This window comes from Amaricoccus sp. (assembly GCF_047602525.1).
Lineage (GTDB): Bacteria > Pseudomonadota > Alphaproteobacteria > Rhodobacterales > Rhodobacteraceae > Amaricoccus.
The window spans coordinates 3,385,966-3,402,079 of record NZ_JASGHB010000001.1 but is presented as its reverse complement, the minus strand read 5'-3'; the positions used below and the strand labels follow the sequence as shown (position 1 = coordinate 3,402,079).

Sequence of the window (16,114 nt, the reverse complement as noted above, 5' to 3'; positions counted from 1 at the left end):
CGGCACGGTCTGCCTCACGCTTCGGGGATGCCCCACCAGCGCAGGGTGGAGTGGTAGTGCGCCCGGATGGCGTGGACCGCCGCCTCGGCGTCGCGGCGCTCCAGCGCGTCGATGATGGCGAGATGCTCCTGCATCGCCGGCACGATCCGGTCGGTCAGGAACGGCCGGGTATTCTGCACCACCGCGATCCGGTCGCGATTCACCGCGTAGACTTCGGCGGCGATCGGGTTGTCGAGCCCGCTCGCCAGCGCGTCGTGCAGCGACACGTCGGTCAGGATCGCGCGCCGCGGCAGCTCGGGCGTCATCCGGGCGAGCGCGTCCTCGACCAGCGCCTCGTGGCTGGCCCGGAGCGCCGCGAGCGGCAGCGAGTGCGCCGCGCCGACCAGCCGGCGCGCGCCCTCGGCGTCGAGCATCGCGCGCAGGTCGATGCAGTCGCGCGTGACCTTGGGGGACGCCTCCATCACCAGCACGCCGCGCTTCGGCAGGATCCGCACGAGACCATGCACGTCCGCCCGCTTGACCGCCTCGCGCGTCGCCGCGAGCGGCAGGTCGAGCAGCGCAACGAGGCCCGGCATCGACACGAACTGCCCCGAGCCGAGCCGGCCGTCGCGCAGCGCGGCAATCAGCCGCGCATGGGCCTCATCCGCCATCGAGGCCGGCGGATCGTTCTGCACACTATTCAGCCGGGTCTGTGCACCGTCCATGCAGTCATCCACTTTCAGGCAAAAACCGAAGGTCTTTCTCGCCACGCGCGATTGTCGCCGCCCACACATATTAGCTAACATGTCAGGCAGGACGACAAAAGCCCCGACACAAGGGGAACCGGGAATCGGCGCGCCAGAAAGCGCCCGCAGTGGAGATCGTGAAGACATGGCTACATTGAGTCACTCCCTCGGCAGCGAGCCGCACCACGTCGGCACTGTCGCTGCCGACCCGGCCCTCTACAACGAGGACCTCGCGCCCGTCCCGATGGATCGGCGCACCTGGACCGGCTACTCGATCTTCGCCATGTGGATGTCCGACGTCCACTCGGTCGGCGGCTATACCTTCGCCGCCTCGCTGTTCCTGCTCGGACTGACCGGCTGGCAGGTGTTGCTCGCGATGACGGCGGGCATCCTCGTCGTCTATGTGCTGATGAACATGATCGGCCGCCCGTCGCTGCGCGAGGGGATCCCGTTCCCGGTCATGGCCCGCGTCTCGATGGGCGTGATGGGCGCAAATCTCGCCGCGATCATCCGCGGCGTGGTCGGCATCGTCTGGTACGGCGTGCAGACCTACTTCGCCTCCAAGGCCGTCGCGACGATCATCCTGCTCTTCGTCCCCTCGGCGGCGGCGCTTGCGAGCGGGCCCGGGTTCATGGGCCTCGACACGCTCGGCTGGATCTCGTTCCTCGTGATGTGGGTGGGTCAGCTCCTGATCTTCCAGCGCGGCATGGAGACGATCCGCCGCTTCATCGACTTCTGCGGCCCGGCGGTCTACGTCGTCATGTTCGCACTGATGGCCTGGATCCTCTACCACGCCGGCCTCGGCTCGCTGAACCTGACGCTCGGCGACGTGAAGCTGTCCGGCATGGCGACGCTCGGCCAGATGGTGAACGCGATGCTGCTCGTCGTCGCCTACTTCGCCGCGCTGCTGCTCAACTTCGGCGACTTCTCCCGGTTCGGCAAGTCGGAGCGGCAGATGAAGGTCGGCAACTTCCTCGGCCTGCCGGTCAACTTCCTGGTGTTCTCGATCATCGTGGTGATCGTCACGGCGGGCTCGGTCGCGGTGTTCGGCGAGATGCTGATGGACCCGGTCGAGATCGTCTCGCGCATCGACAACAAGGTCGCGGTGTTCATCGGCTCGGTGACGTTCATCATCGCCACCATGGGCATCAACATCGTGGCGAACTTCGTCTCGCCGGCCTACGACATCGCCAACCTGTTCCCGCGCCATGTCGACTTCAAGCGCGGCGGCCTCATCACCTCGATCCTCGCCGTGCTGGTCTGCCCGTGGATCTTCGTCGAACTCGCCGCACGCCATCACCGTCTTCGTGTCGGTGTTCGGGGCCATCCTTGCGCCGCTCTACGGCGTGATGGTCGCGGACTACTACCTGGTGAAGCGCGAGAAGGTCGTGACGCCCGAACTCTACACCCTCGATCCGAGCGGGCGCTATCACTACGACGGCGGCTGGAACCGCGTCGGCCTGAAGGCGCTCGCGCTCTCCGGCGTCATCGCCATCGGCTGGGAGCTCTCGACGCAGCTCTTCCACATCCTGCCCGAGAACAGCCTCGGCTGGGTGATCGGCGCCGTGTCCGGTGCCATCGCCTACACGGTGATGATGCGCGCCGCCCGCCGCACCTGAGCCCACCTTCTGCCGGGCGGCGCCCGTCGCCCGGTCCCCTGATCCCCAGAGGCGCGGTTCGCGCAGCAGAGGCCCCATGCCGCAATTCCTGAGATCCCTCTTCGGCCAGGTGATGGTCGCGCTCGTGCTCGGCATCGTCGTCGGCGTGTTCTGGCCCGAGTTCGCGGCCGCGATGAAGCCGTTCGGCGACGGCTTCATCAAGCTCATCAAGATGGTGATCGCGCCGCTGGTGTTCGGCGTCGTCGTCCATGGCATCGCCAGCGCCGGCGACCTGAAGAAGGTCGGGCGCGTCGGGGTGAAGTCGATCGTCTACTTCGAGGTGGTGACGACCATCGCCCTGATCCTCGGCATCCTCGTCGCCTACGCGTTCGGGCCCGGGCACGGAATGAACGTCAACACGGCGGCGCTCGACTCCAGCGCGCTCTCCTCCTACGTCGCGCGGACGAAGGAAATGCACGGGCCGGTCGACTTCCTGCTCGGGATCATTCCGTCGACCTTCGTCGGCGCCTTCGCCGACGGCGACATCCTGCAGGTGCTGGTGCTCGCCGTGCTGTTCGGCTCGGCGCTCAGCATCGTCGGCGAGCGGGCGGCGCCGGTCACGCACCTCATCGAGCTGACGACCGAGGTGCTGTTCAAGATCATCAGCTTCATCGTCCGCCTCGCCCCGCTCGGCGTCTTCGGCGCGATCGCCTACACCGTCGGCAAGTACGGGGTCGGCTCGCTCCAGCAACTCGGGACGCTGGTGGTGCTCTACTACCTGACGGTGGCGTTCTTCGTGATCGTCGTCCTCGGCAGCATCCTGCGGCTGGCCGGGTTCTCGATCTTCAAGTTCCTGCGCTACCTGCGCGAGGAGCTGATGATCGTGCTCGGCACCGCGTCGTCGGACAGCGTGCTGCCGCAGATCATGAAGAAGCTCGAGCACATGGGGATCAAGGACTCGACCGTCGGTCTCGTGATCCCGACCGGCTACTCGTTCAACCTCGACGCCTTCTCGATCTATCTCACGCTCGCGACGGTGTTCATCGCGCAGGCGACCAACACGCCGCTCGCGTTCTCCGACCTGCTGCTGATCCTCGGCGTGGCGCTGCTCACCTCGAAGGGCGCGCACGGCATCCCGGGCTCGGCGATCGTCGTGCTGGCGGCGACGCTGTCCGCCGTGCCGGTGATCCCGGCAATCGGGCTCGTGCTGGTGCTCTCGGTCGACTGGTTCATGGGGATGGCGCGCGCGCTCGGCAACCTGATCGGCAACTGCGTCGCGACGGTGGTCATCGCCGCCTGGGAAGGCGACATCGACCGGACCCGCGCCCATGCAGTTCTGGGCGGCACGTTCGACGAGGATGTGGCCGGCATCCTGTCCGAGCCCGAGCGGGCCTGACGCCCGCTTTCCGTCGAGGCGCGAGCCCGCCCTTGGCAGGGGTGGGCTCGCGCGGGTACACCCGGGCCACCTCGAACGGGCAGGAGCGACGCGTGGACGGCACCCCCGGCATTTCGCCGATGATGGCGCAGTACCTGGAGCAGAAGGCGCAGAACCCCGACGCGCTGCTGTTCTACCGGATGGGCGACTTCTACGAGATGTTCTTCGCCGACGCCGAGGCTGCGTCCGCCGCGCTCGACATCGCGCTGACCAAGCGCGGCCAGCATCTCGGCCAGGACATCCCGATGTGCGGCGTGCCGGTGCACGCGGCCGAGGGCTACCTGCTGCAGCTGATCCGCAAGGGATTTCGCGTCGCCGTCTGCGAGCAGATGGAAGACCCCGCCGAGGCGCGCAAGCGTGGCTCGAAGTCGGTCGTCCGGCGCGAAGTCGTGCGCCTCGTCACCCCGGGCACGCTGACCGAGGAGAGCCTGCTCGAAGCCCGCCGCCACAACTATCTTGCGGCCTTCGCCGAGGTGCGCGGAGAAGGAGCCTTCGCCTGGGTCGACGTCTCGACCGGCGATCTCTCCGTCGCCCCCTGCCCGCGGGTGACGCTCGGCCCGATGCTCGCCCGCCTCGCCCCGCGCGAGGTGCTGGTCTCCGAGGCGCAGGAGGCGGAGCTGCGCGAGATGATCGCCGAGGCCGGCGCGGTGGCGACGCCGATGGCACGCGCCAGCTTCGAGTCGACCGGCGGCGAGGTGCGGGTGAAGGCGGTCTTCAAGGTCGGCTCCCTCGACGGCTTCGGCGCGTTCGAGCGGGCCGAGCTGGCGGCGCTCGGGGCGATCGTCGACTATCTCGAACTGACCCAGCGTGGCCGCCTGCCGCTGCTGCGCCCGCCGGTGCGCGAGAGTGCCGGCGGGCTGGTGCAGATCGACGCGGCGACCCGGCGCAACCTCGAGCTGACGCGAAGCATGGCGGGCGGCCGCGAGGGCTCGCTGCTCGGCGTCATCGACCGCACCGTGACGGGCGGCGGCGCGCGGCTGCTCGAGGCGCGGCTGACCGGCCCCTCGACCGACGTCGGGCTGATCCGGGCGCGGCAGGCGGCGGTGGCGCAGATGGTCGAAGACCGGGCGCTGGCGCGCGACGTCCGCGAGCTGCTGCGCCCGGTGCCGGATCTGGAGCGCGCGCTGTCGCGGCTCGCGCTCGACCGCGGCGGCCCGCGCGATCTTGCCGCGGTGCGCGACGCACTCGCCCAGGCGGAGCGGCTGCGGTCGGTCCTGCCGGACGACCTGCCGCCGGTGCTGGCCGCGGCCCGGGCGGCGCTCGGCGGCCACGCCGCGCTCGGCGGCCTGCTCGCCGCCGCGCTCGTCGCCGAGCCGCCGCTGCTGCTGCGCGACGGCGGCTTCGTCGCGGCGGGCCACGACGCGGATCTCGACGAGACCCGCCGGCTGCGCGACGAGGGGCGCGGCGTCATCGGCGAGCTTCAGGCGGAATATGTGCGCCGGAGCGGGGTTGGCGCGCTCAAGATCAAGCACAACAATGTCCTCGGCTACTTCATCGAGACGCCGGCCGCGCACGCCGAGCGGATGCTGGCCCCGCCGCTCGCCGAGCTGTTCGTGCATCGCCAGACCATGGCCGGGGCGATCCGCTTCACCACGCTGGCGCTGGCCGAGATCGAGACCAAGATCCTGAATGCCGGGGGGCACGCGCTGGAGATCGAAAAGCGCATCTTCGAGGGTCTGCGTCAGGCAGTTCTGGCCGCAGCGGGACCGATCGGCGCCACGGCGAAGGCGCTGGCAGAGATCGACCTCGCCGCCGGTCTCGCGGATCTGGCCGTCGCCGGTGACTGGGTGCGGCCCGAGGTGCGCGAGGATCGGGCGTTCCGCATCGTCGGCGGCCGGCATCCGGTGGTCGAGGCGGCGCTGCGCCGCGCCGGCCAGAGCTTCGTCGCCAACGACTGCAGCCTCGGCGCGGACGGTCTGGGCGCGGACGGTGCGGCGGCGCGGCCGGTCTGGCTGCTGACCGGGCCGAACATGGCGGGCAAGTCCACCTTCCTGCGGCAGAACGCGCTCATCGCGCTGCTGGCCCAGACCGGCGCCTTCGTGCCGGCCAGCGAGGTGGAAGTGGGCGTCGTCGACCAGATCTTCAGCCGGGTCGGCGCCGCCGACGATCTGGCGCGCGGGCGGTCGACCTTCATGGTCGAGATGGTCGAGACCGCTGCGATCCTGAATCAGGCCGGCCCGCGCGCCCTCGTCATCCTCGACGAGATCGGCCGGGGCACGGCGACCTATGACGGCCTGTCGATCGCCTGGGCGGTGCTCGAGCACCTGCACGACGTCAACCGCTGCCGCGCGCTCTTTGCCACGCACTATCACGAGCTGACCGCGCTCGCCGCGAAGCTGCCGGGCCTGCGCAATGCCACCGTCGCGGTGCGCGAGTGGCAGGGCGAGGTGGTGTTCCTGCACGAGGTGATCGAAGGCGCCGCCGACCGCTCGTATGGCGTGCAGGTGGCCAAGCTCGCCGGCCTGCCCGCCGCGGTGGTCGAGCGCGCACGCGTGGTGCTCGAGGCGCTGGAGACCGGCGAGCGAGAGCGGGGCGGCAAGGCCAAGGCGCTGATCGACGACCTGCCGCTCTTCGCCGCCGCGTCCCGGCCGCCGGCTGTCGCGACGGCACCCTCGGCGGTGGAGGCCCGCCTGCGCGAGGTGCGTCCCGACGAGCTGACGCCGCGCGCCGCGCTCGATCTGGTCTATGCGCTCGCCGGGTTGCTGCCGGACGCCTGATCGTCCTCCCAGCGCCGGACCATGCCGCTCACCCCGTCGAAGGCGCCGGGCGCCAGGGCGCGGGCGAGCAGGCGGTCGGGGTTGGTCGGCGGCGGATAGTCGAGGCTGCGCGCCGCCGCCCGGCTGAAGCCGAAGCGACGATAATAGGGTTCGTCGCCGACGAGGATGATCCGGTTCCACCCGAGGTCCGCCGCCCGATCGAGGCTTTCGGTGATGAGCAGCGCGCCCAGCCCCTCGCCCTGCCGGGTGGGATGGACGGCGACCGGGCCGAGCAGAAGCGCGGCGGCGCCGGCCGCGCCCACCCGCACCGGCCAGTAGCGGATGGCGCCGGCGACCGCGTCGTAGTCGTCGCGCGCGACGAGCGACAGCTCGGCCAGCGGCGGCACCCCGTCGCGCAGCCGGTACGAGCTGAGCGCCGTGCGGCCGGGAGCGAAGGCCAGGTCGAGCAGCGCCTCCACCTCGTCGAGGTCGCGCGGCGCCTCACGCAGGATGCGGAGCATTGCACCGGGGAGGCTTGCGGGCGCGGCCCGGACAGACGCAGGGAGACACGGGGCGCCGGCCGCGCGCCGGGCTGCTGGGATAGAGAATCCGTTCGTCTGGCCAATCGCCCGCCCTCGCCCGTCCCGAGTCGAAGTCCTGCCTTCGCCGCCGCGGTATCACGCGCGCACCGCGCGAAAAACCCTGAATTCCGCCCGCGCGGCCCCGCGGCGAGTTATCAACTTTTAGGAGATCAACAGGAATCTCCTTAAACCTTTGGTAACGATTCCCCGCCACAAAGGGGGTGTCCAAGCGGACGGGCTGCTTGCAAAACTCAGACCCTCCAGTCTGGATAGCGCGCTCCTTCCCCTCGTCCCCCCCGATGGGGAAGGAGCGCAACCAACCAAGAGTTCGGACGCTTCGTCCGGAACCGGCGCCCAGCCCTCCCCCCCGGGCAGAGGCGCCTCACTGAAGGCCAGACCCACCCGTCTGGATTTCCCGCCCCCAGTCTCCTCGTTCCCCCCACCAGGAGACTGGGGCGCCCCCTTCTTCCCCCGCCTCAGGCCAGCACCGCCCCCGGATTGAGGATGCCGAGCGGATCGAGCGCGTGCTTGACGGCGCGCATCGCCACGAGCTTTCCCGGGTCGGCATAGCGTTCGAGGTCGGCGACCTTCAGCCGCCCGACGCCGTGCTCCGCCGCGATCGAGCCGCCGAGCGCGTGGGCGAGGTCGTGGACCGTGCGACTGACCGTCGCGCGGACGGGATCGTAGCGGTCCCGCCGCTCGCCCCGCGCCGGGAAGGCGTTGTAGTGCAGGTTGCCGTCGCCGAGATGACCGAAGCAGTTGATGCGGATCGAGCGGTCGATCGCCGCGATCGCCTGCCCGGCCCGCTCGATGAACTCCGGCAGGTGCGACGGCGGCACCGAGATGTCGTGGCTCGCAATGGCGCCGATCGTGCGGTTCGCCTCCGGGATCGTCTCGCGCACCCGCCAGAACGCCGCACGCTGGCCGTCGCCCTGCGCGACCAGCACATCGCCGGCGAGGCCCGCCTCCATGGCATCGGCGAGCGCCGCCTCCAGGCGCGCCGCGACGTTGCCGTCTGGGCCGTCGTCGACCTCGACGAGCACCCGCCATTCCCCGGGCATCGCCGGCGGCAGCGACACCTGCGGCAGCACCTCGGCGAGGAACTGCAGGCCTTCGACCGAAATCAGCTCGAAGGCCGAGATCGTGCCGGCGAGCGCGGCGCGCAGGCGCGCGAGCAGCGCCAGCGCCGCGGCGGGCGAGGCGACGGAGATCCAGGCGGTCGCCGTCTCCGCCAGTGCGGGAAAGAGCCGCAGGCTGGCCGCGGTGATGAGGCCGAGCGTCCCCTCGAATCCGATGAGAAGGTGCCGGGGGTTGAGGCCCATGTTGTCCTTCACCACCCGGCTCAGCCCGTGGACGATGGTGCCGTCCGCCAGCACCGCCTCGACGCCGAGGCAGAGATCGCGCGCGTTGCCATAGCGGATGACGTGGACGCCGCCGGCGTTGGTGGCGAGCAGGCCGCCGATCCGCGCGGACCCCTCGGACGCGAGGGTGAGCGGGAACATCCGTCCCACCTCGGCCGCGGCGGCATGGACGTCGGCCAGGATGCACCCCGCCTCGGCGGTGAGGATGCCGTCGGTCACGTCCACGTCGCGGATCCGGTTCAGCCGCTCGAACGACAGCAGCACCGGCATCGGCCCGGTCGGCAGCACCTGACCGCCGACCAGCCCGGTGCCGCCGGAATAGGGCACGATCCCGACGCGGGCCTCGGCGCAGAGCCGCACCGCGCGCGCCACCGCCTCGGTCGACGCGGGGCGTAGCACGGCCGCCGCCTGCCCGAGATAGCGCCCGCGCGGCTCCTCGAGATAGCGCGGCTCCGGCGGGCGCACGCTGTCCGGGCCGAGCGCCTCGGCGAGGCGCACCACGAAGCCGGCGTCGGCGGGGATCAGGTCACGGGTCACGGCACTCGGCCTCCGTCAGCGATGACGCCGGCACGTCCGCCGCATCCCGGTCGTTGCGAAGGCGGGCGTAGAGCACATGGTCGCGCCAGCGGCCGTCGATCTGCAGGTAGGCCCGCGCCCGCCCCTCGTAGGCAAAGCCCGACGCCTCGAGCAGGCCGCGGGAGGCGGCGTTCTCCGGCAGGCAGGCCGCCTCGATCCTGCCGAGGTCGAGCTCGCCGAAGGCGTGAGAGACGAGTGCCGCCAGCGCCTCACGCATGTAGCCCTGCCGCGCGTGCGCCGGGCCGACCCAGTAGCCGACCTGTGCCGACTGCGACGGGCCGCGGCGGATGTTGTCGAGGGTGATCGCGCCGATCAGCTGCCGGTCGCCACGCCGGATCAGGAACAGCGCCAGCGCCTTGCCCTCCTCCCGCGCCCGCCACGCCCAGTACACCCGGTTGCGGAACGACCGCCGGCTGAAGTGGTCGGTCGACCACGTCGGCTCCCACGGCCGCAGGAACGCCTCGCCATTGCGGCGGAGCAGCGACCACGCGGCATGGTCGCCGATCTCCGGCAGGCGGAGGCTCAGGCGGTCGGTCTGGATGGCCGGCGGCGTGCTGCGGCGGAAGCTCAGCACGCGCATGGCTCCTCAGGCGACGAGGCGGCGGCCGAGCGCCTCGCGATCCGGTGCGTCGCCGACCGGGCCGAGCAGCGCGAGCGCGGGGTCGGCCCGCCCGACCAGCCGCTCGGCAAAGGCGCGGACGCCCTCCGGCGTCACCGCGTCGATCTTTGCCAGCGTTTCCTCGATCGGCGGCACCCGCCCCCAGATCGCCAGCATCCGCGCCGCGCGTTCCGACCGCGCCGACGGGCTCTCGAGCCCCATCAGCGAGGCCGCGCGGATCTGCGCGCGGGCGCGGTTCACCTCGGCGGGCGTCAGCCCGTCCGCCGAGCGGCGCAGCTCGTCGGCGGTCAATTCGACCAACTCGCGGATCTGGTCCTCGCCGGTGCCGGCGTAGAGGGTCAGAAAGCCGGTGTCGTCATAGGCGCCGGCCTGGGCGAAGATCGTGTAGCAGAGACCGCGCCGCTCGCGCAGCTCCTGGAACAGCCGCGACGACATGCCCCCGCCCATGGCGGTGGTGTAGACCTGCGACACGAACGCGTCCGGATCGCGGGCGCCGGGCGCCTCGACGCCCATGGCGAGGTGCACCTGCTCGAGATCGCGGCTCTCGCGGCGCTCCTGGCCGTGGAACCGCGCCGGCGCCACCGGCAGCCTCGGCCGGGGCGACAGGCCGCCGAACAGCCGGGTGGCCGCCGCCACCACCTGCTCCGGGTCGACGGCGCCGGCGGCCGAGACGATGATCCGGTCGGGGCCGTAGTGCTCGGTCACGAAACCGGACAGCTCGCTGCGGCCGAAGCTCTCGACCCGCTCCGCCGGCCCGAGGATCGTCCGTCCGAACGGCTGCTCCGGATAGGCGGCCTCCTGCAGCCAGTCGAAGATGATGTCGTCCGGCGTGTCGAGCGACTGGCCGATCTCCTGCAGGATCACGCCGCGCTCGACCTCGATATCGGGTCCGGCGAACAGCGGATTCAGCACGATGTCCCCGAGGATGTCGAGGCCGCGGCCCACGTCCGCGGCCAGCACGCGGGCATAGTAGGCCGTCATCTCCTTGCCGGTATAGGCATTGATATAGCCGCCGACGTCCTCGATCTCCTCGGCGATCTGCCGGGCGTTGCGCGTCGGCGTGCCCTTGAAGGCCATGTGCTCGAGGAAATGCGCGACGCCGTTCTGCTCCGGCCGCTCGTGCCGGCCGCCGGCGGTGATGAAGACGCCGACCGAGGCGGAGTGCAGCCCCGGCATCGGCTCGACGGCGACGCGAACGCCATTCGGCAGGGTCTCGATCTCGACGGTCATTGCACGGCCTCGCGAGCGCGGATGTCGCGCGAGATGAGCGCCTTGAGCGCGCCAAGGTCGTTGGCCACCTTCTCCACCCGCTCCGGGCCGGCGAGCGCCTCCGCCAGACGCTCGGGCAGGTCCGGCCTGCGGCCGGTGGCCGCTTCGACCGCATCGGGGAACTTCGCGGGATGCGCGGTGGCGAGCACCACCATCGGCACCCGCGGGTCTCCCCGCCGCTGCCGCGCGGCATGCAGGCCCACGGCGGTGTGCGGGCAGACCAGCATCCCGGTCGCGCGATACGCCTCGGCGATGGCGACGGAGGTCTCGGCCTCGGATGCCCGCGCGCTGTCGAACTCGGCGCGGAGCCGGCCGAGGGCGCCCTGCGACAGCGAGAAGCCGCCCTGGCCGAGCTCGCCCATCAGCGCGGCGACCGCCCCGCCCTCGCGGTCGTAGAGCTCGAAGAGCAGCCGCTCGAAGTTGGAGCTGACCTGGATGTCCATCGACGGGCTGATCGACGGCGCCACGCCGTCGCGGCGGTGCTCGCCGGTCGCGAGCGTGCGGTGCAGGATGTCGTTCTGGTTCGTCGCGATCACCAGCCGGTCGATCGGCAGCCCCATGCGCTTCGCGACGAAGCCCGCGAAGATGTCACCGAAGTTGCCAGTGGGCACCGTGAAGCTGACCTTGCGATGCGGCGCCCCGAGCGCGACGGCGGCAGTGAAGAAGTAGACCACCTGCGCCAGCACGCGGGCCCAGTTGATCGAGTTCACCCCCGCGAGCCCCACGCCGTCGCGGAAGGCGTGGTCGTTGAACAGGTCCTTCAGTCGCGCCTGCGCGTCGTCGAAGTCGCCGGCGATGGCGAGCGCGTGGACGTTCGCCTCGACCGGCGTCGTCATCTGCCGCCGCTGCACGTCCGACACCCGGCCGTCGGGAAAGAGGATGAAGACCTCGACGCCGTCCTTGCCGCGGAACGCCTCGATCGCGGCCGAGCCGGTGTCGCCCGAGGTGGCGCCGACGATGGTGATCCGCTTGCCGGTACGGGCGAGCGACGCCTCGAACAGGCCGCCGATGAGCTGCATCGCCACGTCCTTGAACGCCAGCGTCGGCCCGTGGAACAGCTCGAGCAGCCAGTCGTTCGGCCCGGTCTGCACCAGCGGCACCCGGCCCGCGTGGTCGAAGCGGGCATAGGCCCGGGCAATGATGCCGCGGAACTCGGCCTCGGAGAACGCATCGCCGACGAACGGCCGCATCACGCGGAACGCGGTCTCCTCATAGGTGAGGCCGGCGAGGTCGGCGATCTCGGCAGGCGTCATCGCCGGCCAGCTCTCCGGCACGTAGAGGCCACCGTCGCGGGCCAGCCCCGCGAGCATGGCCTCCTCGAAGCCGAGCGCGGGCGCGTTGCCGCGGGTCGAGACGTAACGCATGGGGTGAAAGCAGTCCTTCAGTCGATCCGGCGCTTGATACGCCAGAGCATGTAGCCTGTCATCCCCGCCCACACCACTGCAAGCAGGAACCATGTTATGGCGTATTGCAGGTGGTCATTCGGAATGTTCACCGTGACCGGCATCGGGGTCGGCGCGGCCGGATCGTCGCTCGTCGCCGTCACGAGCATGACCGGCAGGGTGCCGAGCGCCGGAGCCATGAGGGCCACGTCGCGGGCGAACCAGATGTTCTTGTCGCGATCCGGCGGACTGGTGAAATAGTCGGTCTCCTGCGGCCAGACCAGCGTGCCCTCGACACGGATTGGCCCGGTCAGGCGGGCATCGGCCTTGCGCTCGATCGGGACAAAGCCGCGGTCGAGCAGGATCAGCCGGCCGTCGGCCAGCCGCATCGGCACGATCACCCGGTAGCCGACGCCCTCGGGCGGGTTCGAGGTGTAGACGTCGAGCTCGCCGGGCTCGATCTCCCCGGCCGCCGAAACACGCAGGTAGGCGTCGCGCGCCGGATCGGGCGCGGGCGGCACCGCGACCGGATCGGCGGCGAGCCGGGTGGAGATCTCGTCGAGGATCGCCGTCTTCCACGCCAGCCGGTGCACCTGCCAGACCCCGAGCGACACGAGGATGGCGACGCCGACGATGCCGAAGAGGAGCGGCGCGATCATCCGCCGCGTCATGGGAGGCGCCTCAATTCATCGCGGCCAGAGGTTCGAGAGCGGAAAGCCGATCTCGGTGAACGGCGCGACCCGCACTTCGTCGGCATCCTGAAAGCCGCCGATCAGCACCCATTCGGACTCGCGCAGTTCGAAGGCTTCCAGCGTCTCGGCCGCCGGATCGAGCATCCAGAGGTGCCCGACGCCCCAGCGGCCATAGAGCGCCCGCTTCTCGGTCAGGTCGAACCGCCGCGTGCCCGGTGAGAGGATTTCGCAGACCCAGTCCGGCGGCAGGTCGAAGGCGGGGGTATCGGGAAACTCCACCATGCGCTCGCGCCGCCAGCCGGCCAGGTCGGGGACGAGCACGTCGGACCCGAGGTGGAGTTCCGGCTCGAAGGTGAAGAACCAGCCGACCCGGCCCCGTGTCGGTCCATCCAGCGGAGCAAGCCGCCCGCAGAGCTGCACGCTCGCGCGGGAATGCTTCGATGCTGGTCTCGGATGCAGATGCAAGGTGCCGTCCACCAGCTCCGCCACCATTTCGGGCGGCGCGTCCAGCACGTCCTGGTACGTCGCGGGGCTGCGGACGATGGTCGCTCGCTCGTTCATCGCCGCCCCCGCAATCCTCCCGTCAGGCAGAGCCCCAGATGTAGATGGTGGCGAACAGGAACAGCCACACCACGTCGACGAAGTGCCAGTACCAGGCCGCCGCCTCGAAGCCGACGTGCTCGGTCGGCGTGAAGTGGCCAGCATACGCCCGCCCGAGGCAGACGGCGAGGAAGATCGTGCCGATGATGACGTGGAAGCCGTGGAAGCCCGTCGCCATGAAGAACGACGCGCCGTAGATGTTGCCGGAGAAGCCGAACTCCGCGTGCGCGTACTCGTAGGCCTGGAACACCGAGAACAGGATCCCGAGCAGGATCGCGAGCCACAGCCCCTGCTTCAGCGCCTTGCGGTCGTTGTCGTGCACCAGCGCGTGGTGCGCCCAGGTGCAGGCGCAGCCGGAGCAGAGCAGGATCAGCGTGTTGATGAGCGGCAGATGCCACGGATCGAGCGTCTCGATCCCCGCCGGCGGCCAGACGCCCGGCGTCACCGTCACGCCGTCGATGGTGTAGTTCGGATAGAGGGCGTGCTTGATGAACGTCCAGAACCACGCCGAGAAGAACATGATCTCCGAGATGATGAACAGCACCATCCCGTAGCGCAGGCCGATCTGCACGATCGGGGTGTGGTCGCCCACCTGCCCCTCGGCGATGACGTCGGCCCACCACGACCACATGGTGTAGAGCACCATGACGAGGCCGACGAGAGCCAGCCACGGGCCGGAATCGTGCATGTAGAGGACCATGCCGGCGAGCATGACGATAGCGCCGATCGCCCCGGTGAACGGCCAGATGCTGGGTGGCAGAATGTGGTAGGCGTGATTCTTGTGCCCAGCCATTTGGCGGTCCCTCTACTGTGCGATTGTCGATTGGCCGCCGGTTTCTCCGGCGGCGAGCTTGGTGGGCGCGGCGCGGGCCGGCGTCGCGTCGGTCCGCGGGCCGGTGGCGGTGCCGGCAGGCAGATCGGCGCGGTACATCGTGTAGGAGAGCGTGATGTCGGTCACGTCGCGCGCCTCCGGGTCCTTCAGCATCGCGGGATCGACGTAGAACGTCACCGGCATGTCAATGCGCTCGCCCGGCTGCAGCACCTGGAGGTTGAAGCAGAAGCAGGCGATCTTGTCGAAGTACTCGCCCGTCGAGAACGGCACGACATTGAAGCCCGCCTGCCCGGCGATCGGCTCCTTCGTGGGGTTGTACGCCTCGAAGAACGCGAGCCCGGTCTCGCCGAGCTTCACCTCGATCGAGGCCTGCTTCGGGCGGAACTGCCACGGCATCCCGGGCGCGATGTTGGCGTCGAAATGCACCGTCACCGTCTGGTCGACCACCTCGTCGGCGGGCGGCGCCTCGGCCCGGCCGGTGGTGCCGGCATAGCCCGTGACCTTGCAGAACCACGAATAGAACGGCACGGCGGCGAAGCTCGAGGCCACCATAAGCCCGACGAAGGCGACGAGCCAGAGCGCGACCCGGGTGTTCTTGTCCCGGGCCATGTCAGTGCCCGCCCGGCGGCGACTGGTTGAAATTGTCCGGCGAGCGCATGTCGGCCCCCTCGGAGAGCTTCACCACCGTCACCGCGAACACGATGAGGACGAAGGCGCCCAGCACCAGCCCGAGCCCGCGGTTGCGGCTGCGGCGGCGTCCGTAGATTTCGTGGCTGTCGGGCTTCATCGCGCCCCCCTCAGAACAGCGTCGGCCAGTGGGCCGGCGCGAGCCCGCCGTCCCGGAGGGCAGCTTCGGCGAGGATCAGCGCGAAGATCAGCGTCATGTAGAGGATCGAGAAGCCGAAGAACCGCTTCTCCGCCCGGAACTTGTCCGCCTGCGCCGCCGCCTCCGTCCGCCGCCAGACCGCCCAGGCGCCGAGCAGCAGCTTCGCGTTGAGCAGCAGGACGCCCACGAGATAGACCGGCCCGCCGATGGTCGAGAACGCCGGCACGATCGTCACGGGCAGCAGGACCAGCGAATAGGCGAAGATGTGGTTTCGCGTCGACCGCTCGCCCGCCGTCACCGGCAGCATCGGCACGCCGGCGCGGGTGTAGTCGTCGTTGCGGAACAGCGCCAGCGCCCAGAAGTGCGGCGGGGTCCACAGGAAGATCAGCAGGAACATCGCGACGCTCGCCGCCGAGACGCCCCCGGTCGCCACCGCCCAGCCGATCATCGGCGGGAACGCCCCCGCGGCACCGCCGATGACGATATTCTGCGGCGTGGCCCGCTTCAGCCACATGGAGTAGACGACGGCATAGAAGAAGATGGTGAACGCGAGCAGCGCGGCCGCGGCGAGGTTGGCGAACAGCGCCAGCATCACCACCGAGAAGCACGACAGCACCAGCCCGACCGCCAGCGCGTCGCCGCGGGTCAGCCGCCCGGAGGGGACCGGCCGGCCCTTGGTGCGCGACATCACCGCGTCGATATCGCTGTCCCACCACATGTTGAGCGCGCCGGACGCCCCCGCCCCGACGGCGATGCAGAGGATCGACGCGGCGGCGATCACCGGATGCACCGCGACCGGCGCGGCCAGCAGGCCCACGGCCGCCGTGAACACCACGAGCCGCATCACGCGAGGCTTCAGAAGCTCGACATAATCTCCGAATTCCGGCTCGCGGGCGGTGGTGCTCCAGCTGGCGTCGGTCAT

The 16,114-nt window shown here is 70.4% G+C and carries 14 protein-coding genes and 1 pseudogene; 3 read left to right on the top strand and 12 right to left on the bottom strand.

Annotated features, from left to right (window positions below):
* Nucleotides 1-14 precede the first annotated feature (14 nt).
* Nucleotides 15-704: a GntR family transcriptional regulator gene (locus tag QM699_RS17415; protein ID WP_415012287.1), complete on the bottom strand. Its 690-nt coding sequence runs from the start codon at nt 702-704 to the stop codon at nt 15-17.
* Between QM699_RS17415 and QM699_RS17410 the strand changes: the two are divergent.
* The 3 genes and pseudogenes from QM699_RS17410 to mutS all read left to right on the top strand — a co-directional run bounded on the left by QM699_RS17410 (nt 703) and on the right by mutS (nt 6,475).
* Nucleotides 703-2,344 (top strand): annotated as a pseudogene (locus QM699_RS17410) (NCS1 family nucleobase:cation symporter-1). The gene QM699_RS17415 and the pseudogene QM699_RS17410 overlap by 2 nt on opposite strands.
* Before the next feature lie 76 nt (nt 2,345-2,420).
* Nucleotides 2,421-3,719 (top strand): C4-dicarboxylate transporter DctA, encoded by a 1,299-nt coding sequence (locus QM699_RS17405; protein ID WP_415012286.1) that lies wholly within the window; start codon nt 2,421-2,423, stop codon nt 3,717-3,719.
* A 119-nt stretch (nt 3,720-3,838) separates the two neighbouring features.
* The gene (mutS, locus tag QM699_RS17400; RefSeq protein WP_415012792.1) at nt 3,839-6,475 is read left to right on the top strand and encodes a DNA mismatch repair protein MutS; all 2,637 of its coding nucleotides are present in this window, start codon (nt 3,839-3,841) and stop codon (nt 6,473-6,475) included.
* On the opposite strand, the gene QM699_RS17395 is transcribed toward mutS, so the two are convergent.
* The 11 genes from QM699_RS17395 to QM699_RS17345 form a co-directional block, all read right to left on the bottom strand.
* On the bottom strand, nt 6,442-6,975 hold the full coding sequence (locus QM699_RS17395) for a GNAT family N-acetyltransferase (protein WP_415012285.1): 534 nt from the start codon (nt 6,973-6,975) through the stop codon (nt 6,442-6,444). The two genes, mutS and QM699_RS17395, sit on opposite strands and share 34 nt — an antisense overlap.
* A 536-nt stretch (nt 6,976-7,511) precedes the next feature.
* Nucleotides 7,512-8,933 (bottom strand): FAD-binding oxidoreductase, encoded by a 1,422-nt coding sequence (locus QM699_RS17390; protein WP_415012284.1) that lies wholly within the window; start codon nt 8,931-8,933, stop codon nt 7,512-7,514.
* Nucleotides 8,923-9,546 (bottom strand): GNAT family N-acetyltransferase, encoded by a 624-nt coding sequence (locus QM699_RS17385; protein WP_415012283.1) that lies wholly within the window; start codon nt 9,544-9,546, stop codon nt 8,923-8,925. Before QM699_RS17385 ends, QM699_RS17390 begins: the two co-directional genes overlap by 11 nt.
* A 12-nt stretch (nt 9,547-9,558) precedes the next feature.
* Nucleotides 9,559-10,821, bottom strand: a complete 1,263-nt coding sequence (locus QM699_RS17380) for a M16 family metallopeptidase (RefSeq protein WP_415012282.1) — start codon at nt 10,819-10,821, stop codon at nt 9,559-9,561.
* Nucleotides 10,818-12,224 carry a threonine synthase gene (thrC, locus tag QM699_RS17375; RefSeq protein ID WP_415012281.1) on the bottom strand — a complete coding sequence of 469 codons (1,407 nt, stop codon included), beginning with the start codon at nt 12,222-12,224 and terminating at the stop codon, nt 10,818-10,820. The genes QM699_RS17380 and thrC overlap by 4 nt, the downstream gene beginning before the upstream one ends.
* Before the next feature lie 17 nt (nt 12,225-12,241).
* Nucleotides 12,242-12,913, bottom strand: a complete 672-nt coding sequence (locus QM699_RS17370; RefSeq protein WP_415012280.1) for an SURF1 family protein — start codon at nt 12,911-12,913, stop codon at nt 12,242-12,244.
* 15 nt (nt 12,914-12,928) lie between these two features.
* Nucleotides 12,929-13,495, bottom strand: coding sequence for a Uma2 family endonuclease (locus QM699_RS17365; protein ID WP_415012279.1), 567 nt, complete (start codon nt 13,493-13,495; stop codon nt 12,929-12,931).
* Nucleotides 13,496-13,517: 22 nt separating this feature from the next.
* A complete protein-coding gene (locus QM699_RS17360) occupies nt 13,518-14,327 on the bottom strand; it encodes a cytochrome c oxidase subunit 3 (RefSeq protein WP_415012278.1) in 810 nt (269 codons plus the stop codon).
* A 12-nt stretch (nt 14,328-14,339) separates the two neighbouring features.
* Nucleotides 14,340-14,975 (bottom strand): cytochrome c oxidase assembly protein, encoded by a 636-nt coding sequence (locus tag QM699_RS17355; protein WP_415012277.1) that lies wholly within the window; start codon nt 14,973-14,975, stop codon nt 14,340-14,342.
* A 1-nt stretch (nt 14,976) separates the two neighbouring features.
* Complete coding sequence (locus tag QM699_RS17350) at nt 14,977-15,153, bottom strand: hypothetical protein (protein WP_415012276.1); 177 nt, start codon at nt 15,151-15,153, stop codon at nt 14,977-14,979.
* 10 nt (nt 15,154-15,163) lie between these two features.
* Nucleotides 15,164-16,114, bottom strand: a complete 951-nt coding sequence (locus tag QM699_RS17345) for a heme o synthase (protein ID WP_415012275.1) — start codon at nt 16,112-16,114, stop codon at nt 15,164-15,166.

What these genes read in the sequence shown, in the direction of transcription:
- QM699_RS17395 (WP_415012285.1), bottom strand. Translation starts at nt 6,975, where the DNA reads ATGCTCCGCATCCTGCGTGAGGCGCCGCGCGACCTCGACGAGGTGGAG.
- QM699_RS17350 (WP_415012276.1), bottom strand. Translation starts at nt 15,153, where the DNA reads ATGAAGCCCGACAGCCACGAAATCTACGGACGCCGCCGCAGCCGCAAC.
- QM699_RS17345 (WP_415012275.1), bottom strand. Translation starts at nt 16,114, where the DNA reads ATGACCGACGCCAGCTGGAGCACCACCGCCCGCGAGCCGGAATTCGGA.
- thrC (WP_415012281.1), bottom strand. Translation starts at nt 12,224, where the DNA reads ATGCGTTACGTCTCGACCCGCGGCAACGCGCCCGCGCTCGGCTTCGAG.
- QM699_RS17370 (WP_415012280.1), bottom strand. Translation starts at nt 12,913, where the DNA reads ATGACGCGGCGGATGATCGCGCCGCTCCTCTTCGGCATCGTCGGCGTC.
- QM699_RS17355 (WP_415012277.1), bottom strand. Translation starts at nt 14,975, where the DNA reads ATGGCCCGGGACAAGAACACCCGGGTCGCGCTCTGGCTCGTCGCCTTC.
- QM699_RS17405 (WP_415012286.1), top strand. Translation starts at nt 2,421, where the DNA reads ATGCCGCAATTCCTGAGATCCCTCTTCGGCCAGGTGATGGTCGCGCTC.
- mutS (WP_415012792.1), top strand. Translation starts at nt 3,839, where the DNA reads ATGATGGCGCAGTACCTGGAGCAGAAGGCGCAGAACCCCGACGCGCTG.
- QM699_RS17415 (WP_415012287.1), bottom strand. Translation starts at nt 704, where the DNA reads ATGGACGGTGCACAGACCCGGCTGAATAGTGTGCAGAACGATCCGCCG.
- QM699_RS17365 (WP_415012279.1), bottom strand. Translation starts at nt 13,495, where the DNA reads ATGAACGAGCGAGCGACCATCGTCCGCAGCCCCGCGACGTACCAGGAC.
- QM699_RS17380 (WP_415012282.1), bottom strand. Translation starts at nt 10,821, where the DNA reads ATGACCGTCGAGATCGAGACCCTGCCGAATGGCGTTCGCGTCGCCGTC.
- QM699_RS17360 (WP_415012278.1), bottom strand. Translation starts at nt 14,327, where the DNA reads ATGGCTGGGCACAAGAATCACGCCTACCACATTCTGCCACCCAGCATC.